The organism is Anaerostipes sp. PC18 (genome assembly GCF_039789045.1).
GTDB classification, from domain to species: Bacteria; Bacillota; Clostridia; order Lachnospirales; family Lachnospiraceae; genus Anaerostipes; species Anaerostipes hominis.
On record NZ_CP121164.1, the window covers coordinates 1,710,763 to 1,731,859 of the forward strand.

18 protein-coding genes and 2 pseudogenes are annotated in these 21,097 nt (G+C 46.7%); 19 read left to right on the top strand and 1 reads right to left on the bottom strand.

All coding sequences use genetic code 11. The features are described 5' to 3' along the window. Window positions 1-22: 22 nt before the first annotated feature. The 5 genes and pseudogenes from P8F77_RS09280 to moaA all read left to right on the top strand — a co-directional run bounded on the left by P8F77_RS09280 (window position 23) and on the right by moaA (window position 4,758). A pseudogene (locus tag P8F77_RS09280) lies at window positions 23-1,129 on the top strand (V-type ATP synthase subunit B). Window positions 1,130-1,157: 28 nt separating this feature from the next. Continuing rightward, a pseudogene (locus tag P8F77_RS09285) lies at window positions 1,158-1,776 on the top strand (V-type ATP synthase subunit D). Between the two features lie 16 nt (window positions 1,777-1,792). Beyond that, window positions 1,793-2,401, top strand: a complete 609-nt coding sequence (locus P8F77_RS09290) for an SOS response-associated peptidase (protein ID WP_270430491.1) — start codon at window positions 1,793-1,795, stop codon at window positions 2,399-2,401. Next, complete coding sequence (locus P8F77_RS09295; RefSeq protein ID WP_024727595.1) at window positions 2,398-3,768, top strand: aldehyde dehydrogenase; 1,371 nt, start codon at window positions 2,398-2,400, stop codon at window positions 3,766-3,768. The genes P8F77_RS09290 and P8F77_RS09295 overlap by 4 nt, the downstream gene beginning before the upstream one ends. Window positions 3,769-3,783: 15 nt before the next feature. Next, a complete protein-coding gene (moaA, locus tag P8F77_RS09300) occupies window positions 3,784-4,758 on the top strand; it encodes a GTP 3',8-cyclase MoaA (RefSeq protein ID WP_287519708.1) in 975 nt (324 codons plus the stop codon). A 64-nt stretch (window positions 4,759-4,822) separates the two neighbouring features. On the opposite strand, the gene P8F77_RS09305 is transcribed toward moaA, so the two are convergent. Further along, the gene (locus tag P8F77_RS09305) at window positions 4,823-6,019 is read right to left on the bottom strand and encodes an FprA family A-type flavoprotein (protein ID WP_024727593.1); all 1,197 of its coding nucleotides are present in this window, start codon (window positions 6,017-6,019) and stop codon (window positions 4,823-4,825) included. A 249-nt stretch (window positions 6,020-6,268) separates the two neighbouring features. Here P8F77_RS09305 and P8F77_RS09310 point away from each other — a divergent pair, with 249 nt between their 5' ends. From P8F77_RS09310 to P8F77_RS09375, 14 genes are all read left to right on the top strand, one after another. Next, entirely contained in the window at window positions 6,269-6,670 is a 402-nt protein-coding gene (locus P8F77_RS09310) for a hypothetical protein (protein ID WP_148460015.1), read from the top strand. A 13-nt stretch (window positions 6,671-6,683) separates the two neighbouring features. Beyond that, window positions 6,684-7,286, top strand: coding sequence for a YdcF family protein (locus P8F77_RS09315; RefSeq protein ID WP_024727591.1), 603 nt, complete (start codon window positions 6,684-6,686; stop codon window positions 7,284-7,286). Then, a complete protein-coding gene (locus tag P8F77_RS09320; RefSeq protein WP_287519704.1) occupies window positions 7,271-7,834 on the top strand; it encodes a SprT family zinc-dependent metalloprotease in 564 nt (187 codons plus the stop codon). The genes P8F77_RS09315 and P8F77_RS09320 overlap by 16 nt, the downstream gene beginning before the upstream one ends. 13 nt (window positions 7,835-7,847) lie before the next feature. After that, on the top strand, window positions 7,848-8,681 hold the full coding sequence (locus P8F77_RS09325; RefSeq protein ID WP_024727589.1) for a purine-nucleoside phosphorylase: 834 nt from the start codon (window positions 7,848-7,850) through the stop codon (window positions 8,679-8,681). Window positions 8,682-8,719: 38 nt separating this feature from the next. Next, the gene (locus P8F77_RS09330) at window positions 8,720-10,003 is read left to right on the top strand and encodes an amidohydrolase (RefSeq protein ID WP_287519702.1); all 1,284 of its coding nucleotides are present in this window, start codon (window positions 8,720-8,722) and stop codon (window positions 10,001-10,003) included. A gap of 16 nt (window positions 10,004-10,019) precedes the next feature. Further along, a complete protein-coding gene (gene dtd, locus P8F77_RS09335; protein WP_024727587.1) occupies window positions 10,020-10,466 on the top strand; it encodes a D-aminoacyl-tRNA deacylase in 447 nt (148 codons plus the stop codon). Between the two features lie 97 nt (window positions 10,467-10,563). Then, window positions 10,564-11,262, top strand: coding sequence for a UMP kinase (gene pyrH, locus P8F77_RS09340; protein ID WP_024727586.1), 699 nt, complete (start codon window positions 10,564-10,566; stop codon window positions 11,260-11,262). An 11-nt stretch (window positions 11,263-11,273) separates the two neighbouring features. Next, a complete protein-coding gene (frr, locus tag P8F77_RS09345; RefSeq protein ID WP_024727585.1) occupies window positions 11,274-11,819 on the top strand; it encodes a ribosome recycling factor in 546 nt (181 codons plus the stop codon). A 78-nt stretch (window positions 11,820-11,897) separates the two neighbouring features. Beyond that, entirely contained in the window at window positions 11,898-12,596 is a 699-nt protein-coding gene (locus P8F77_RS09350; RefSeq protein WP_024727584.1) for an isoprenyl transferase, read from the top strand. 4 nt (window positions 12,597-12,600) lie between these two features. After that, a complete protein-coding gene (locus P8F77_RS09355; RefSeq protein WP_287519699.1) occupies window positions 12,601-13,416 on the top strand; it encodes a phosphatidate cytidylyltransferase in 816 nt (271 codons plus the stop codon). Next, a complete protein-coding gene (locus tag P8F77_RS09360) occupies window positions 13,413-14,552 on the top strand; it encodes a 1-deoxy-D-xylulose-5-phosphate reductoisomerase (RefSeq protein ID WP_287519697.1) in 1,140 nt (379 codons plus the stop codon). Before P8F77_RS09355 ends, P8F77_RS09360 begins: the two co-directional genes overlap by 4 nt. Window positions 14,553-14,556: 4 nt before the next feature. Then, window positions 14,557-15,588 (top strand): RIP metalloprotease RseP, encoded by a 1,032-nt coding sequence (gene rseP / locus P8F77_RS09365; protein ID WP_287519695.1) that lies wholly within the window; start codon window positions 14,557-14,559, stop codon window positions 15,586-15,588. Between the two features lie 12 nt (window positions 15,589-15,600). Beyond that, window positions 15,601-16,677, top strand: a complete 1,077-nt coding sequence (gene ispG / locus P8F77_RS09370) for a flavodoxin-dependent (E)-4-hydroxy-3-methylbut-2-enyl-diphosphate synthase (RefSeq protein WP_287519693.1) — start codon at window positions 15,601-15,603, stop codon at window positions 16,675-16,677. Further along, complete coding sequence (locus tag P8F77_RS09375; protein WP_287519691.1) at window positions 16,664-21,091, top strand: PolC-type DNA polymerase III; 4,428 nt, start codon at window positions 16,664-16,666, stop codon at window positions 21,089-21,091. The genes ispG and P8F77_RS09375 overlap by 14 nt, the downstream gene beginning before the upstream one ends. Window positions 21,092-21,097 lie beyond the last annotated feature (6 nt).

Below are 21,097 nucleotides of genomic sequence, written 5' to 3' on the forward strand. Positions count from 1 at the left end.
GTACCTGAAAGGAGTGTTTAACATGCCGATTGAATATTTGGGACTTGACAGGATCAATGGTCCTTTAGTGGTACTGGAGGGCTGCAGAGATGCTTTTTATGAGGAAATAGTAGAGTTTGTCATAGAGGGAAACAGGAAAAAACTTGGTAAGATCATCGAGCTTTATGAGGACAAGGCGATCATTCAGGTGTTTGACACGACAGATAATATGGGGCTTTCCAATACTCATACAAGGCTTACGGGACATCCCATGGAAATTTCTCTCTCCCCCGACATCCTTGGAAGGACATTAAACGGCCTTGGAAAATCTATCAACGGACTGCCTCTGAATCCGGTCCGCAGGGAGTATCCAAGGAATTTTATATGCACAGGGATTTCGGCAATCGACGGCCTGATGACACTGATCCGGGGACAGCATGGATAACTTCGGCATCGTGTTTGCCGCCATGGGTGTCAAACACGACGACGCGGATTTTTTCCGCAGGACATTTGAGGAGAGCGGTGCCTTAAGCCATGTGGCGATGTTTTTAAATATGGCTAACGACCCGGTAGCTGAGAGGCTGATCACGCCTAAGGTGGCGCTGACTGCGGCAGAATATCTGGCCTTTGAACATTATATGCATATTTTGGTCATTCTGACCGACATGACGGCCTTTGCGGAGGCCATGAGGGAAGTTTTCTCCTCCAAAGGAGAGATTCCAAGCAGAAAAGGATTTCCCGGTTATTTATACAGTGAACTGGCAATGATCTATGAGAGGGCTATACAAGGGAAGATCATCAGGACCTGGCAAACCAGCTGTTCTCCGCATATGCAAAAGTGGGGAACGCCAGAAATCTGGCCTCTGTCATCGGAGAAGACGAGCTGTCTTTGATCGACAAAAAGTATTTAGAGTTTGGAAAAGAGTTTGAGGAACGGTATATCGAACAGGGAAGTGAGGAAAACCGCACGATGACAGAGACCCTCGATCTCGGCTGGGAACTTCTCACTATTCTTCCGAGAGAGGAACTGGACCGTGTTAATACGAAACTTCTGGACCGTTATTATCGAAAGACCGGGGATAAGGATACTTATTCCAAAAAACCGGAGGACAGCAGGCCTCCGGCGGCAACAGATTCTTTGATGTTTTAGCCCAAGCTGAAAGAAAGGAGGGGGACGTATGGATCCAAGGACTTTTCCGACTAAGGGTAATCTGATGCTCGCTAAAAACTCTCTCGCCCTGGCTATACAGGGATATGATCTGATGGACAAGAAACGAAACATTCTGATCAGAGAGCTTATGAACCTGATTGACCAGGCGAAGGATATTCAGAAACAGATCGATGTGACCTTTACTTACGCCTATCAATGTCTTCAGGCCGCAAATATCGAACACGGCATCAGCGAGACAGACCAGCTGGCCTATACGGTGCCCATCGAGGATTCTATTTAAATAAAAAGCCGCAGTATCATGGGAACAGAGATCCCTCTGGTGACTTATACACCGGATCAAAACATTCCGACCTATTCCTTCAGCACCACAGGGGAATCCATAGACAAAGCAAGAGAGGCTTTCCGGAAGGTCAAAGATCTGACCATCCGGCTTTCCATGGCCGAAAACTCTGCCTATCGGCTGGCGGCCAGCATCAAAAAGACGCAGAAGCGTACAAATGCCTTAAAAAATATTACGATTCCTTCTTATAGGAGTCTTGTGACCGAGATATCCAATGCCCTGGAAGAGAAGGAGAGAGGAATTCACCAGGCTTAAAGTGATCAAACGGAGAAAAAATAAAGCTTAACGGACAGGAGAGTACTATGTGCGGAAGATATTTTACAGACCCTTCAGTGGCAGAAGAACTCTATGATACATTCAGGATTCCCGGGACAGAAGATGTTGTCCCGGCGGCAGAGGACGTTCATCCCGCGGACACTGCGGATGTTCTGGTACGCACACCGGCAGGAATCGGACTTGAAAGGATGAGATGGGGATTTCCCGGTTTTGAAAAAAATCAGCTGATCTTCAATGCGAGGGCGGAGGGCGCACTCGAAAAAAGGATGTTCCGGGACAGCGTCCGTACCAAAAGAATCCTCGTGCCTTCCCGCGGTTTTTATGAGTGGGACAGCAAAAAGACGAAATATACTTTTCAACGTACAGACAAAAAACCGCTCCTGATGGCAGGATGCTGGAATCAGTTTGGCGCCTGTCAGCGTTTCGTGATCCTTACCACAGAAGCAAATGAATCTGTGAAGAGTGTCCACCACAGAATGCCTCTCATCCTGGACCCGGAAGATGCATGGATATGGCTTATGGATGACGGACAGACCGAATTCATATTACAGAAAATACCCGGCCCACTGGAAAAAAAGTCTGACTATGAACAGATGACTTTTTCTTTTTTATTCCATAAGGAGGAACCTTTATGACCATTGACCGATTAGTAAAACTTCAGAGAAATTTTTATTATACAGGTGCTTCACAATCATATACTTTTCGGATGGAAGCTCTGTGCCGTTTAGAACAGGCAGTAAAAAGCCATGAAAAACAGCTGATACGTGCTTTGAAAAAAGATTTGAATAAATCCGGCTTTGAATCATATATGACAGAAGTCGGATTGTTTTACAGTGAAATAAACTATGCAAAAAAACATTTAAAAGATTGGATGAAACCGCAGAGAAAGCCCACGCCGGTTAGCCAGTTTCACGCAAAAAGCTTTGAAATCTCCGAGCCTCTGGGTGTGGTTTTGATCATGGCTCCGTGGAACTATCCTTTTTTGCTGACGTCTGCCCCTCTGATCGGAGCCGTGGCTGCCGGAAACTGCTGTATCTTAAAGCCGTCCAGGGACGCATCCAACACATCCGCTCTGATCCGGCACATCGTAGAAGAGACTTTTCCCGCAGGTTATATCGCTGTTGTGGAAGGCGGAAGAGAGGAGAACCAACAGCTTCTCAGCCAGAAGTTTGATCATATTTTCTTTACCGGCAGCAAGACAGTAGGAAAAATTGTCATGGAACATGCGGCCCGCCGTCTGACACCCGTAACCCTGGAGCTTGGCGGAAAGAGTCCCTGTATCGTTGACAAGACGGCAGATCTTTCTCTGGCTGCCAAGAGGATTGTGTTCGGAAAATTGTTAAACAGCGGCCAGACTTGTGTGGCACCGGACTACATCCTCGTACATGCATCTGTAAAAGAGGCTTTGATAAAAGAACTGATCTACTGGACCTGCCGTATGCTCGGAAAGGAGCCTCTCTTAAACGGTGAATACCCAAAGATTATCAATGAAAAGCAATATCACAGGATTATGAAGCTGATCGAAGGAGAGACTGCCGCCTTCGGGGGGTACGGCTGTGAAGAAACACTGAAAATAGCACCGTCCATCCTTCCAGAGGTATCGTGGGATTCCCCCGTCATGCAGGAAGAGATCTTTGGTCCTGTGCTGCCTGTGATTTCCTACCGCAGATTTTCAGATGCGGTACGGCATATCAGACAGATGGAGAAGCCTCTGGCTCTCTATCTGTTTACAAGAAATAAGAAAATGGAACAATGGACTCTTAACAATCTGGCTTTCGGAGGCGGATGTATCAATGATACCGTCATACATCTCGCCACATCACACCTGGGATTCGGAGGAGTCGGTGAGAGCGGCATGGGGTCCTATCACGGCGAATATGGTTTTCGGACATTCAGTCACAGAAAGAGTATTGTAAAGAAATCAACATGGATGGATCTTCCCATCCGGTACCACCCATACCACGAGAGAAAAAACAGGCTGCTTCATCTGTTTTTGAGATAGAAAGGACACACAGTGATGAAAGATATCTACGGACGCACAATTGATTACATGAGGATTTCCGTCACTGACCGTTGTAATTTAAGGTGCCGGTATTGTATGCCGGAAGATATTCAATCTGTGGAACATGCAGATATTTTAAGCTACGAAGAACTGTTAAGCATATGTGAGAGCGCCGCAGATCTGGGCATCTGTAAGTTTAAGATCACGGGAGGAGAGCCTCTGGTGAGGAAAGGATGTGTTGGCTTTATAGAAAGGCTGAAACAGCTTCCCGGAGTCAGGCAGGTCACCCTGACCAGCAACGGCCTCCTCCTAAAACCATATCTTGAACGGCTGAAAGAGGCAGGGATCGACGGCATTAACGTCAGCCTGGACACACTGGACGAGAAAAAGTATAAAGCTGTTACCGGGAAAACAGGAGTACAGACGGTTTTGTCGGCCGTCAGAAAATCCGCCTGCATGGGACTGAACACCAAAATAAATTGTGTGATTATGAAGGGTATCAACGACGGGGAAATCTTTGATCTGCTGGATATAGGCAGAAAAGATGCCGTTGATATCCGTTTCATCGAGATAATGCCCATCGGCTTTGGAAAACAATTCACCGGAATGGATTCGGATGAGATCATGTCTCTGCTCCGTGAAAAATATCCCGGCATCAAAAAAGAAGAACAGGTCAGGGGAAACGGACCTGCCAGATATTTAAAAATCCCCGGTTTTTGCGGAGCCGTGGGGTTCATCGATGCGGTCCACTGTAAATTCTGCGGAAAGTGCAACAGAATCCGGCTCACCTCAGAAGGTTTCTTAAAGCCTTGTCTGTATTACAGCCGCGGCATACCTCTGAGAGAAAAATTAAGATCCGGAATATCAAGAGAAGAGCTTTCACAACTCATATGCCAGACTGTCCTGGATAAGCCTGAAGGACACCGATTTTCTGAGAGAGACCCGAACGGTAAAGCAGACAGCCGGAAAATGTCACAGATCGGAGGATAAAAAAGACGCTTTTAAATGGCCTATTGAGGTGGCCTTTAAAAGCGTCTTTTAGCATATATATTATTTAGTTCATAGATTCCAAAATTGCATCAACCATTGCGTCGATTTCCTCTGACTGGCTGTCGTTCAGCGCAGATTTGATCGTTATGGTTGGTTCCAGGACGGTCATTTCTTTCATACCTGACACCAACTCGTTCATCTGTCTGCCGGAAGTTGCCGCCCACGTTCCGTTCTGCATGAACGCTATGGTACGTTTCTGAAGATTATGTGCTTTCAGATCAAGCAGCACGGTCTCCATATTCGGGAAAATACCGCCGTTGTATGTCGGAGACGCAAATACCAGATGGCTTGCGCGGAATGCTTCGGAAACAACCACAGACGGATGGGTTACAGACACATCGTACATGGCAATATTTTTAAGACCTTTGTCAGCAAGGCGGGAAGCCAGTACATTGGCTGCATTTTCCGTGTTGCCGTAAATAGATGCATAAGCGATCATGACACCCTGGTCTTCCGGCTCGTAAGTGCTCCATTTCTGATACTTTTCAATGAACCACTCAAGGTCTTTTCTCCACACCGGACCATGGAGCGGACATATCATTCCGATTTCCACATTGGAAGCCTTCTTTAACAGAGCCTGTACCTGAGCTCCGTATTTTCCTACGATATTCGTATAATATCTTCTGGCGTCATCCAGCCATTTGTGCTCAAATTCAATCTCATCGGCAAACAGATTTCCGTTGATCGCCCCGAAAGTTCCGAAGGCATCTGCAGAAAATAATATTTTGTCCGTCGTATCATATGTGACCATAACTTCCGGCCAATGTACCATAGGTGCCATAAGGAATGTGAAAGTATGTTTTCCGGTACAGAGGGTATCGTTTTCCTTCACGATGACAGCGTCTGTCTCGATCTTAAAGAACTGTTTGATAATGTCCGCCGTCTTTGCATTGCATACGATCTGAACATCCGGATATCGCATGATTACTTCTTTGAGCATGGCACAGTGATCAGGTTCCATGTGGTTGATAATCACATAATCCAGTGTGCGTTCTCCGAGCGCATGGACAAGGTTTTCAAAAAACTGCTCGCTGACAGCCTTGTCCACCGTATCGAAAAGCACTGTCTTTTCATCTAACAGCACATAAGAATTGTAAGAAACACCGTTTGGCACCGGAAAAATGTTTTCAAACAGGGCGAGTCTCCTGTCGTTTCCTCCGATCCAATATAAGTCGTCTGTAATATTTTTTGTACAATACATGTTTTCATCCCCTTAGCTTGTTTGATTATTTTTTGTCAATATTATATCAATACTAGTATAATGTCCCAAAATGCATTTTACAAGTCAAATATACCAACTGAAAAAGATTCTACATAATTCCCAGCATGCTTTTATTATATAAATTCTTTGTTAGTAAAAATTGACACATTTCCATTCCTCTTTTATAATGGAGACGGCATAGAGAAGGAAAATAAAACAAAAATTCATATAAGAACAGGAGATAAGACAATGCAGATCAGTAAAAAAAATATGATCGCACTGATCTTCGGGACAGTTGCTGTGATCATTTGCATGGTCATTGTAGTAATGTTTTCCGGCGGATTTAAAAAGGATAAAGAAGACTCAGCAGTAACTGAGACATCCTCGGAAGAGACAACGTTGGAAGATACCGGATCTTCCGAAGATCATCAGACGCCGGAACGCGGCACAGAAAGCACCAGGTCCGGAAAACAGAGTACGACCGCAGCCCACAGGAGTACGGCGACGCGCAGACAGAAGAGGACTACGGCCGAACGGCAGAAAACGACAACAGCCACACAACAAAAGACCGAGGCACCAAAACCTGCCACGACGGAACAGCCGGCCACAACGGAACAGCAGCAGGAACAAACTGAAGATAACGTTCAATAAGGAGTTATGAGAGATGAAAGGCAAAAAAAGACATATTTGGCTCTGGTTTCTTCCGGAAATCCTGGCCGCAGGTTTTTCTCTGTTTTCATATAGAAGGCTGCATGGAAAACAAAAGAGGGCAGTGCCGGATGTATTCTTCTGTGAGGCGCTCAAAAGGAGGGACGGCATTTTAGTTCCGGGCGCCCTCGTAAAAAACGGTGTCATAGGCGCACAGCTTAAGGACCGTCTGGACGGGGCACTGAGGCTTTACCGGGCCGGTGTCTGCAGGTTTATTCTGATCTCAGGAACGAAAAAGGAAGTAAAGTTCATGCAAATGTACCTGCTTTTAAGAGGAATTCCAAAGGAAAATCTATATGAAGACCGAGAAGGATTCGATACATTCCGCACAATGAAGAATACAAGTTCCGCGTTTCGCGGAAAATCATTTTATGTGTGCACGCAGAAGCTGTATGTCCCAAGGACAGATTATCTGGCAGAAGCCGCAGGACTTAACGCCCATGCGGTTATCGCAGATACGATGATCTATCAAAGCAGACACAAAGACAGAGTACGGGAATATTTTGCCGCATCCAAGGCACTGCTGGAGGGAGTGGTTTATCAGTGGATCAGGCGTTAGACTATAGAGTGATTTACAGCAGCAGAAAAACTCTGGCCGTCACAGTGACTGCGGACGGACAGGTGATTATCAGAGCGCCCGAACGATTTCCAAAAAGTGAGATCCGCAGATTTATCGAAGATAAACAAGACTGGATCAGACACCACGTGAAGCTTTCAGAGGAGAGAAAAAGTAATCAGAAAAATATCCGTATGACGGCCGAAGAACGGGAAACCTATATACAGGAGGCGAAAACTGTGATCACACGGCTCTGTCGGATATATGCAGGACAGATGGGAGTTGCTTACGGGAAAATAACGATCCGTGAACAGAAGACACGCTGGGGCAGCGCAAGCAGCAAAGGAAACTTAAATTTTAACTGGAAGCTGATACTGATGCCGCGAAAAGTTCTTGAATATGTGGTGGTACATGAACTTGCCCACTTAAAAGTCATGAACCATTCCCCGGCATTTTATCAGGCAGTCGCACAGTATATGCCGGATTATGAACAGCCGAAAACATGGCTGTCGAAACATGGTGCAGAATATAAAGTTCAGTTGATTTCATAAAGGAGGGACCGTAATGAATGCGGTTTATGAAAAATTACAGATATGCTATGAGAGCATGCAGGAAAAAACAGATTTTAAGCCGCTGATAGCCATTGTACTTGGATCAGGACTCGGCGATTTTGCAGAGGATATTCAGATCGAGACAACCGTAGACTATAAGGATCTGCCGGATTTTCCGGTGTCCACAGTGGAAGGCCATAAAGGAAGATTTATCTTTGGTTATGTAGAAAAGGTACCCGTGGTGATCATGCAGGGAAGAGTCCATTACTATGAAGGTTATGACATGACAGATGTGGTCCTGCCAATCCGTCTGATGAAAATGATGGGTGCCAAAGCCCTGATCCTTACCAATGCGGCAGGAGGCGTCAACGACGAATTTGACGCCGGTGATCTCATGATGATCACTGACCAGATTTCTACCTTCGTTCCTTCTCCGCTGATCGGACCGAACCTGGAAAAGCTGGGAGAACGTTTCTGTGATATGACAGGCATTTATAATGACAGATTCCAGGACATTTTTCGCAGAATCGCCAGGACACTTGAAATCGATTTGAAGGAAGGCGTCTATGTGCAGCTCAGCGGACCGAATTTTGAATCTCCACAGGAGATCAAAATGTGCAGAATACTGGGTGCGGATGCGGTCGGCATGAGTACGGCCTGCGAAGCCGTAGCCGCAAAGCATATGGGAATGAAGACCTGCGGTATTTCCTGCATCACCAATCCGGGCGCAGGCATCACAATGAAGCCGTTAAGCCATGCAGAAGTTCAGGAGACCGCAGATAAAGCCGCTCCTGTGTTTAAGGCATTGCTCAAAGAAGGGATCATAAAGATAGCGGAGCTGCTCTGAGAAAAGCAGTTCCGGCAATATATTCAAAGGAGAGTCTCATGATAAGGATCTATAATGCCAAAATTCTTACAATGGAAAACGGTATGCAGCCGTTTGACGGAGAAATCCAAATTGACGGGTCCCGGATTTCATATGTCGGTGAGAAAATCTCCGCTTTTTCCGGAGCAGACGGGCAGTTTGAAAGAGAGATTGACGCCCGGGGTGGTCTTTTAATGCCGGGTTTTAAAAATGCCCACACTCATTCTGGCATGACCTTTTTAAGGTCCCATGCAGATGACCTGCCTCTGCTTGAATGGCTGAACCGGCAGGTTTTTCCATGGGAGGCAAGGCTCACTCCCGACGATATCTATCATCTCTCCAAGCTTGCGGTTATGGAATATCTGACAAGCGGGATGACGGCCAATTTTGATATGTACTTAACACCTGATACGATCGCTCAGGCATCCGAAGACTGCGGATTCAGGACGGTGCTTTGCGGTGCCCTGAACGATTTTTCACAGTCTGTCGAACAGTTGGACGAATGGTATCAAAAATATAACAAAAAAGACAGTCTGATCAGTTTTCGGCTTGGCTTTCATGCAGAGTATACCACATCCGAGGAGAAACTTCGCGCTCTAAAAGAGCTGGCGGATCAGTATCATGCTCCGGTTTATACCCACAGTTCAGAGGGCCTCCCGGAAGTCATTTCCTGCAAAGAACGCACCGGGCTGACGCCGACGGCTTACATGGACCGACTGGGCCTGTTCGAGAATGGAGGCGGGTGTTTTCACTGTGTTCATATGGAACCAAAAGATCTCCAGATTTTGAAAAAACGGCGGGTGTCTGTGATTACAAATCCGGCATCTAATTTGAAGCTGGCAAGCGGCATTGCGCCGATAAAGCAGATGATGGATATGGGGATCAATCTGGCCATCGGGACCGACGGCCCAGCGAGCAACAACTGTCTGGACATGTTCCGTGAAATGTTTTTGGTCACAGGGCTCTCCAAGTACCGGGAAAACGACGCCTCGGCCACAGATGCGGACGCTGTGATCAAAATGGCTGCGTTGGGCGGCGCAGCGGCAATGGGACTCTCTGACTGTGATATTCTCGCAGAAGGGAAGCAGGCAGACCTGATCCTGATCGACCTGAATCAGCCAAACATGCGGCCGCTCCATAATCTGACAAAGAATTTAGTTTACAGCGGAAGCAAACAAAATGTCCGGTTCACTATGGTTGCGGGGAAGATCCTCTATGAGGACGGAGAATTCTTTATCGGAGAAGAACCTGATTACGTTTACAGGAAAGCGGAAGAGATCACGGGAAGAATTTTTGGATATTAAAAGAAAGAGAGAGCATATGAAATTTGTAATTCAAAGAGTCAGCCATGCCGAGGTGGATGCGGACCACAAAACGGTCGGGAGCATTGACCGGGGATTTTTAGTACTGATCGGTGTCGGTCAGAACGACACGAGAGAGACAGCGGATAAACTGATTAAAAAAATGGCAGGGTTAAGAATATTTGACGATGAAAATGGGAAGACGAATCTTGCACTGAAGGATGTGGACGGCAGTCTCCTGCTCGTCTCCCAGTTTACCCTCTATGCAGACTGCAGAAAGGGCAACCGGCCTTCTTTCATCAATGCAGGAAAACCGGACCTGGCAGAAGAATTGTATGAATATATCATATCAGAGTGCAGAAAAAAAGTTCCGAAAGTCGAGACCGGAATCTTCGGTGCGGAGATGGAAGTGAGGCTTACAAACGACGGACCGTTCACGATCATACTGGACAGTGAGGACAGCTGAATTTCAGTTGTCCTTTGGTATGGTTTATGCTATAATTCATCAGAGAGAAACAGAAAAATACGATAGATGAGGTAAGTTCATGAAAGATATAAAGGATATGAAAAGGATTCTTTTGAAGCTGAGCGGCGAAGCACTCGCGGGAGATAAAAAGACTGGTTTTGACGAAGCCACCTGTATGGATGTGGCAAGACAGGTCAAGGTTTTAGCCGACCGGGGACTCCAGATCTCCATTGTCATCGGAGGCGGTAATTTCTGGAGAGGACGCACAAGCGAGAATATGGAACGGACGAAAGCAGACCAGATCGGCATGCTGGCTACGGTAATGAACTGTATTTATGTTGCGGACGCTTTCCGCACCGCAGGGCTTGAGACCGAAGTATTCACCCCATTTGTGTGCGGTTCGTTTACAGAACTGTTTTCCAAAGACAAGGCGGTAAAAGCCATGGAAGACGGAAAGATCGCTTTCTTTGCCGGCGGAACCGGGCATCCGTATTTTTCTACCGATACGGCGACAGCTCTCCGCGCTGTGGAGATCGAGGCAGATGCGATACTGCTCGCAAAGTCTATTGACGGTGTATACGACAGCGATCCCGCGGTTAACCCCGATGCAAAGAAATACGATACTATCAGTTTAGATGATGTATTGGATCAAAAGCTTGCAGTCGTGGATCTGACAGCTACGATCATGTGTCTGGAAAACAAGATGCCCCTTGCAGTGTTCGGGCTTAATGAGCCGGACAGCATAGCCGATTTATTAAAAGGAAAATTCAATGGTACATATGTTACCGTAAAATAGGAGGAAGAAAAATGTTAAAGAAATTTGAAGATAAGATGCAGAAATCTTATGAGAACATGACATCAGAATTTATGGCGATACGTGCAGGACGCGCCAATCCTCACGTTCTGGACAAAGTTACCGTAGACTATTACGGAGTGCCTACTCCGATCCAGCAGGTGGGAAATGTCTCTGTTCCGGAAGCCCGCACGATCCTGATCCAGCCGTGGGAGCCGAATCTGCTAGGAGAGATCGAGAAAGCGATCATGATGTCTGACATCGGAATCACTCCTAACAATGACGGAACTGCGATCCGCTTGAATTTCCCGGAACTCACGGAAGAACGCAGAAAGGATCTGGCAAAGGATATCAAAAAAAGAGGAGAGACAACAAAAGTTGCAGTCCGGAATATCCGCCGGGATGCCAACGATGAACTGAAAAAGATGAACAAAGCCAATGAGCTGAACGACGACCAGTTAAAAGACCAGGAATCTGAAGTTCAAAAGCTTACGGATGCATATATAAAAAAAATTGATGATGCGGTGGAGGCAAAGTCAAAAGAGATCATGACAGTATAACAATAAAGAAAAGCTGCAGGGCTGGTTTGAGTCAGCCCTGTTTTTTCGATGATTTGACGGAGGTGTTCTATGGAGTCAATGAGAGTGCCGGAGCATGTTGCGATAATCTTGGACGGCAACGGCAGATGGGCAAAAAAAAGATTCCTTCCCAGGAATATGGGGCATGCACAGGGCAGCAAGACGGTGGAGAGAATCATTGAGGATGCATTTGACATGGGCATCAAATACCTGACGGTATACGCATTTTCAACCGAAAACTGGAGACGTCCGAAGGATGAAGTGGATGCCTTGATGAAGCTTTTAAGGGACTACTTAAAGACATGCATCAAACGGGCAAATAAAAATAATATGCGGGTCCGCGTCATCGGAGATGTGACCGGGCTTTCAGAGGATCTCAGGGAAAAGATCGAACAGCTTGAAGAAGCATCCAAGGGCAACACAGGAATCAATTTTACTATCGCCCTGAATTACGGCAGCCGCGATGAAATGATCCGCGCCATGAAAAAAATGGCCGGTGATCTGCTGGCAGGCACTCTGAAAAAAGAGGAGATCACAGAAGATCTGTTTGCAGGATATCTGGATACAAAGGGACTTCCCGAGCCTGACCTGATGATCCGCACAAGCGGAGAACAGCGGCTGTCGAATTTCATGCTCTGGCAGCTGGCCTACACAGAATTTTATTTTACCGATGTGCTCTGGCCGGATTTCAACAAAAAAGAATTGAAAAAAGCTGTGGAGTACTATAACGGAAGAGAACGGAGATTTGGAGGAATATAGACTTATGTTTAAACAGAGACTTATCAGCGGGATTGCTTTAGTGGCAGTTACCGTCCTTGGCCTTTACCTGGGCGGTATCGTAACTTTACTCTTAACGGCGATCGTTGCCCTGATCGGATACAATGAAATACTGAAGATTTTCAAAATAGAGAAATCATCTCTGGCGGTCCTTGGATACACAGGAACGATTCTTTACTATGCCGCATTGTTTTTTGACCTGGGTCAGTGGTCCACATCGATCATCATTTTGTTTATGATCTTCCTGCTCGGATGTTATGTGATCCGCTTTCCAAAGTATCACATGAACCAGGTGATGGCTTGTTTTTTTGGATTTGTCTATGTGAGCGTCATGATTTCCTATATTTATCAGCTGAGGATCGCTCAGAACGGAGGCGAATTTATCGTGCTCCTGTTCCTGGCCGCATGGGGCAATGATACACTGGCTTACTGCACCGGCATGTTGATTGGAAAGCACAAGATGACCCCGAAACTGAGTCCGAAAAAGAGCATAGAAGGCCTGATCGGCGGTATTATTGGGGCGGTGATCTTAGGAGCAGCATATGGTATCTATTTAAAGACAAGGATACGGTTTAATTTTAATCCAATGATAATGTTCGGGATTATCTGCGGAATCGGTGCGGCTATATCCGTGATCGGTGACCTGGCTGCTTCAGCGATCAAAAGAGATTCCAGGATTAAGGATTTCGGTACTCTGATCCCGGGACACGGCGGTATTCTAGACCGGTTTGACAGCATTATATTGATCGCTCCGGTTATTTATTATCTTACAATGATGATCTCAGGAGGAGCGATGCAGTGAAGTATATTTCCATCATTGGCTCTACCGGTTCGATCGGAACCCAGACGCTGGAGCTTGTACGTGCAAATGAAGACCTTGCAGTGACGACTCTGGCAGCCGGAAGCAATGTGGATCTTTTAGAACGGCAGATACGGGAATTTCATCCGCATACAGCAGTTCTCTATGACAAACAAAGAGCAGAGGAACTGCGGCTGCGCGTAAAGGATCTTGAAGTGAAGGTGCTTTCCGGACCGGAAGGCCTCATCGAGGCGGCTTCTGAGCCATCCTGTTCGCTGGTCGTCACTGCAGTCGTCGGGATGATCGGCATAAAGCCGACGATGGCTGCCATAAGGGCAAAGAAAGATATCGCTCTCGCAAATAAGGAGACGCTGGTGACCGCAGGCCATCTGATCATGCCCATGGCAAAAGAATACGGAGTTTCGATTTATCCGGTGGACAGCGAACACTCCGCAATTTTTCAGTGCCTTCAGGGAGAGGCTGAAAGAGAGGTGGATTCCCTGATCATCACGGCATCCGGCGGACCATTTCGTACCAGGACAAAAGAAGAACTCAAAACGGTCACATTAAAAGATGCTTTAAATCATCCAAACTGGTCTATGGGCAAAAAGATCACCATAGATTCCGCAACGCTGGTCAATAAGGGGCTGGAAGTGATCGAGGCACGCTGGCTCTTTGACATGGATTTTGACCGGATCAAGGTGGTCGTACAGCCTCAGAGCATCATTCATTCTATGGTGCAGTTCAAGGACGGCGGGGTAAAGGCCCAGCTGGGAACCCCGGATATGAAGCTTCCGATCCAATACGCCCTCTACTATCCGGAGCGCAGATTTCTTCCGGGTGATCGTTTAGATTTTGCTGCATTGGGAAGTATCTCTTTTGAAGAGCCGCCTGTTGATGTTCTAAAAGGTCTTTCATATGCATATGATGCAGGAAGGACCGGCGGATCCATGCCGGCCGTGCTGAACGCAGCCAACGAAAAAGCAGTGGCTCTGTTTTTGCAGGAGAAAATATCTTTTACAGAGATTTATGATCTGATCGAAGATGCAATGAATGCACATCATGTGATAGAGAATCCATCTCTTACGGAGGTACTGGAAACAGAACAGTGGGTATATGAATTCATAGAAAGCAGGTAATTACTTGAACATTATTATTGCAATCTTAATCTTTGGCATTATTATCATCGTACATGAATTGGGACATTTTTCAGTCGCCAAAAAGAACGGCATCCGTGTGGACGAATTCTGTATAGGGCTTGGTCCGACTCTGTTCGGAAAACAGGTGGGAGAAACTTATTATTCTGTAAAACTCCTTCCTTTCGGCGGAGCCTGTATGATGGGTGAAGACGAAGACCGGCCGGAGGCGGACGCTTTTGGAAATAAATCTGTCTGGGCCAGAATGGCAGTCATTTTTGCCGGACCGTTTTTCAATTTTATTTTTGCCCTGATCCTTGCCTTTATTATGATCGGTATATCAGGAGCTGACCTGCCCGATATCGCCAGAGTGGAGACAAAGTCTCCTGCTCAGGAAGCAGGATTGAAAGCCGGGGACCAGGTCTTGAAGATTGATGGAAAAAAGATCTACAATAACCGCGAACTGTCTTATTATTTCCTTCTGGACTATAAAGGCGGAGAAGTGCCTATCGTGATAAAGCGGGACGAAATAGAGAAAAACCTCTCTGTGACCCCGAAGTTTAACAAGGAAGCCAAAAGATATATGATCGGCATAGGCTGGGAACCATATCAAAAATTAAATCCCCTCAGGACCATAGAATATGGATTTCATGAGGTAGGATTTCAAATTCGTGTGACGGTAAAGAGTGTCGTGAAACTGGCTACGGGACAGCTGACGCTGAATGATCTGTCAGGGCCTGTGGGCATTGTAAAACAGGTAGGGGATACGTATAACCAGGCAGCCACTTACGGTTTCACAGTCCTTCTTTCCACGATGCTGAGTATTGCGGTCCTGATCAGCGCAAACCTAGGAGTCATGAATCTTCTGCCGCTTCCCGCACTGGACGGAGGCAGACTTTGCTTTCTCATCGTGGAAGCGGTCAGAAGAAAGCCTGTTTCCAAAAATGTGGAAGCCACCGTCCATACGGTCGGTCTGTTTTTGCTGCTGGGGCTTATGATCTTTGTCATGTTCCAGGATATCTATAAGATTATGTTGTAAAGGAGTCTTAGTATGGTTATAAGAAATAATACAAAAGTCATCCGGATCGGAGATAAAAAGATCGGCGGGGGCAACCCTGTGCTGATCCAGTCCATGACCAATACGAAGACAGAAGACGTGGAGTCTACCGTAACACAGATATTAAGCCTTGAGAAAGCCGGATGCGACATCGTAAGATGTACGGTCCCGACTCCCGAAGCGGCTGACGCCCTGGGCGAGATCAAAAAAAGGATACACATTCCGCTGGTGGCAGATATACATTTCAACTATAAGCTCGCCATCGCGGCTATGGAGAACGGCGCGGATAAAATCCGCATCAATCCGGGCAATATCGGAGGAGAGGACCGTATCCGGGCAGTCATTGAAAATGCCAAAGAGTACGGCGTTCCGATCCGGGTAGGCGTCAACAGCGGTTCACTGGAAAAAGAGCTGGTGGAAAAGTATCACGGAGTGACGGCCGAGGGACTGGTGGAGAGTGCCGTTGACAAAGTCCGCATGATCGAGGCATTTGACTATGACAATCTGGCAGTCAGCATCAAATCCTCCGATGTTCTTATGTGTGCCAGAGCATATGAACTGGTAGCAAAGCAGATCGACTATCCGCTCCATGTCGGCATTACAGAGTCAGGAACCGTGTACAGCGGAAATATCAAGTCCGCAGTCGGACTTGGCATTATCCTTCATCAGGGGCTCGGAGACACGATTCGCGTCTCACTGACCGGAGATCCTGTTAATGAAATCGCAAGTGCCAAACTGATTTTAAAGACTTTGGGGCTCAGAAGCGGCGGGATCGAAGTGGTTTCCTGTCCTACATGCGGAAGGACCAACATTGATCTGATCAGTCTTGCCGGACAGGTAGAGACGATGGCCGCAGATTTCGAACATTTGAATATCAAGGTTGCCGTCATGGGCTGTGTCGTCAACGGCCCCGGTGAGGCAAAGGAAGCGGATATCGGGATCGCAGGCGGAATCGGTGAAGGCCTTCTGATGAAAAAAGGACAGGTCATACGGAAAGTTCCGGAGGAGGATCTTTTAAGTACTCTGCGTTATGAATTAGAACATTGGGGTGAATCAGATGCAGGCTGCTAAAGAGCATACAAAAGAATTTTTTCAGGTGTTTCCTGACCTGAAAGTGTCTAGAGATGTAGAAGAACTGTTCCGGACTGTGTGTATCCGCCAGGTCGTATTCAAGAAATCAAAAAACACACTTTTCATTTCTTTTACAAGCGACCATCTGATCCCAAGGATCGACACCTGGCGGATGGAACAGCAGATCAGAGAGCAGCTGTTTTCAAAACGTTATGTCAAAATACGTTTTCAGGAGTTTTTCCGGCTTTCTGCTCAGTATGATCTGGACTATTTATTTGAACACTATATGAAAAGCTTCCTCTTTGAGTTAAAAGGCAAAGGGGAGGTTATTTTTAATGTGGTCAGAAAAGGAGACTATGCCATTGACGGAGATGTCGTTACCTTTATCTTTGAAAATACTTTTGTCAACAAGAGCAAGTCAGAAGAGATCAAAGAGTATTTCGAGACAACGCTTAAAGACAAATTTGGTATGGAGATCAAGGTAGGCTTTGATTTTTCCAAGACGACAGACCGGTCTCTGAAAAAAGAAAGCCAGTATAAACTTCAAAAAGAGATTGAGGGAATTGTCGAACAGGCCGATCTTCTCTGTAAAGAACAGGCAGAAGAGAAAAAGGCGAGAAAAAAGAAAAAAGAATCCAATTTTTCCTACGATTCCAAGTTTAAAAGAAAGCCTAAATTCAAAGACGATCCGACCCTTCTTTACGGCCGCAACTGTGAAGGGGAGCTCATTGAGATCAAGGATATTTTCGATGAGATCGGCGAAGTCGTGATCCACGGACAGGTTACAAGCCTTGATACGAGAGAAATTCGAAACGAAAAAACGATCATCATTTTTCATATCACTGACTTTACGGATACAATCTCCTGTAAAATATTTGTCAGAAATGAACAGCTCCCGGAGGTTCTCAGCGATCTGAAAAAAGGAGGCTTCTACCGGATTAAGGCGGTCGCCATGTATGATAAATTTGATCATGAGATATCTCTTGGTTCTGTCGTGGGCATCAAAGCAGTCTCTGATTTCAGGGAGAAACGCCAGGACACGTCCATGGATAAAAGGGTGGAACTCCATTTACATACGGTTATGAGCGACAACGACAGTGTTGTTCAGATCAATGACATCGTAAAACGCGCCTACGAGTGGGGACATCCTGCCGTTGCCATCACGGATCACGGCGTGCTCCAGGCCTTTCCGATTGCAAGGCACGCCTATGAGGATTTAAGGCTTCCAAAAGACGATCCGTTTAAGATCATCTATGGGGTGGAGGCTTACTTTGTGGATGACCTGGGAGATTTGGCAGTCCGCTCCAGAGGCCAGTCCCTCCGGGGAGACTTTGTGGTATTCGACATTGAGACCACAGGGTTCAACAGCCATACAGACCGCATCATAGAAATCGGGGCCGTAAAGGTCATAGACGGTGAGATCACGGAAACCTTCAGTGAATTCATCAATCCGCAGATCCCGATTCCATTTAAGATCACACAGCTTACTACGATTACAGATGAGATGGTCATGGACGCAGATACGATCGAGGCCGTTCTGCCAAGATTTCTTGAGTTCTGCGGGGATTCTGCCTTAGTGGCCCACAATGCCGGGTTCGACACCGGATTTATCCATGAAAATACGAAACGCCTGGGGCTTGATTTTCATCCTACCATTGTGGATACGCTCGGTCTCTCAAGGAGCCTGATGACCCACCTGGCAAAATTTACACTGGATAATCTGTGCAAAAATTTAAACATCAAACTGGAGACTCACCACCGGGCAGTGGATGACGCCACAGCTACGGGGAAAATCTTCATAAAATTTGTTCAGATTCTGGAGGAAAAAGAAATCTTTGACCTAGATCAGGTAAACGAGTTTGTCGCAGGCTCCGAAGACTTCATTAAAAAAGGCCGCACCTATCACGGTATCATTCTCGTCAAAAACAACACCGGAAGAGTCAACTTAAACCGTCTGGTGTCGGAATCCCACGTCCGGTACTTTAACCGGCGCCCGAGAATGCCCAAATCCCTGATCAATAAGTACCGGGAAGGACTGATCATCGGATCTGCATGTGAAGCCGGCGAACTGTACAGCGCCATCGTGGACCAGCGGTCTGAGGAAGAGATCGCAAAGATTGTTGAATTTTATGATTACCTGGAAATTCAGCCGGAGGGCAATAACCAGTTTATGATCGAATCCGCGCGCCATGAGAATGTCAATTCTTTTGAAGATATCAGAAATTTTAACCGGAAGATCGTGGAACTGGGTGAAACCTTCCACAAACCTGTGGCCGCTACCTGCGATGTGCATTTTTTAGATCCGGATGACTCCATTTACCGGGCGATTCTGATGGCCGGAAAGGGATTTAAAGATGCGGACAGCCAGCCGCCTCTCTACTTCCGGACGACGGAGGAAATGCTCCATGAATTTGAATATCTGGGAAGCGATAAAGCCAGAGAAGTTGTCATAACAAATCCAAATATGATCAATGACCAGATTGAAAATATTTCCCCGATTCATCCGGATAAATGCCCGCCGGTCATCGAGAACTCGGACCGGGATCTTCGGGATATTTGTTACAAGAAAGCACACGATATCTACGGTCCGAATCTGCCGGACATCGTAACCACCAGACTTGACAAAGAGCTGAATTCCATCATCGGAAACGGCTATGCGGTTATGTATATCATCGCACAGAAGCTGGTATGGGATTCCCTGGACCACGGTTATCTGGTAGGATCAAGGGGGTCTGTGGGGTCGTCTTTTGCGGCGACCATGTCCGGGATCACGGAAGTAAATCCTCTGCCCGCCCACTACATCTGTCCTGAGTGTTATTATGTGGATTTTGACTCTCCTGAAGTAAAAAAATATGCCAGGATGGGTATGTCCGGATGTGATATGCCGGATGCGGTGTGTCCGAAATGCGGTGCAAAAATGAACAAAGAAGGCCACGATATCCCGTTCGAGACATTCCTCGGATTTAAGGGGGACAAGGAACCTGATATTGACCTTAATTTTTCAGGAGAATATCAAAGTAAGGCCCACGCATATGTGGAAGTGATCTTTGGCAAAGGAAAGGCCTACCGTGCAGGTACGATCGGTACACTGGCGGAGAAGACTGCCTATGGATATGTTTTAAAATATCTGGAGGAGAGAGAAATATCTAAAAGAAAATGTGAGATTGAACGGCTGGCGAAAGGGTGCACCGGAGTTAAGAGAACGACCGGCCAGCACCCAGGAGGCATCATCGTTGTGCCTCATGACAAAGAGATCTACGACTTTACTGCCGTCCAGCGGCCGGCCAATGACGTAAGATCACCGATCATCACAACCCATTATGAGTACCATTCTATCGATTCCAACCTGTTAAAGCTGGATATCCTGGGACACGATGATCCCTCCATGATCCGCAGGCTGGAAGATCTGACCGGCGTCAACGCTCAGAATATACCTCTGGACGATGAATCCGTCATGTCTTTGTTTCACGGAACAGAGGTTCTGGGAATTACTCCGGAACAGATCGGAGGCACGAAGCTTGGGTCTCTCGGGATACCGGAATTCGGAACCGATTTCGTTATTCAGATGCTTCTGGACACAAATCCTCAGAGTTTTTCCGATTTGGTCCGCATTTCAGGCCTGTCCCACGGTACGGATGTCTGGCTCGGCAATGCCCAGAAACTGATCGAGGAGGGGGATGCCACGATTTCGACTTCCATCTGTACGAGAGATGATATTATGGTCTATCTGATCAATCAGGGTCTGGATGAGGCCTTGTCCTTTACGATCATGGAGAGCGTCCGGAAGGGAAAAGGGCTGAAACCGGAACAGGAAGAGGCAATGAGGGAAAAAGATGTGCCGGAATGGTATATCTGGTCCTGTAAACAGATTAAATACATGTTCCCGAAAGCACATGCAGTAGCCTATGTCATGATGGCATGGAGGATCGCCTGGTTTAAGGTTTTTCACCCCCTTGCCTACTATGCCGCCTATTTCAGTATCCGCGCCAAGTCATTTTCCTATGAAGACATGTGCATGGGAAAAGAAAAACTGAACAACCGGATGAGGGAGATACAAAACACGCCGAAGTTTGAGGTGAAAAATGCAGACCTGGATCTTCTGCGGGAAATGAAGATTGCAGACGAGATGTATGCCCGTGGATTTGAGTTCATGCCCCTTGATATCTACCGGGCAAAGGCAAAGGATTTTCAGATCATCGACGGAAAGATCATGCCTCCTTACTCCGCGATCGACGGCATGGGAGATAAAGCTGCCAAGGAAGCCGCAGAGGCGTCCAAGGGAGAACCTTTTACTTCCATGGAAAATTTCCGTGACCGGACAAAGGCGCCTAAATCTGTCGTAGATAAGATGAAAGAATTGGGGTTGATGGGAGATCTGGAAGAAAGCGACCAGCTCAGTTTCAATTTCTTTTGATACCCC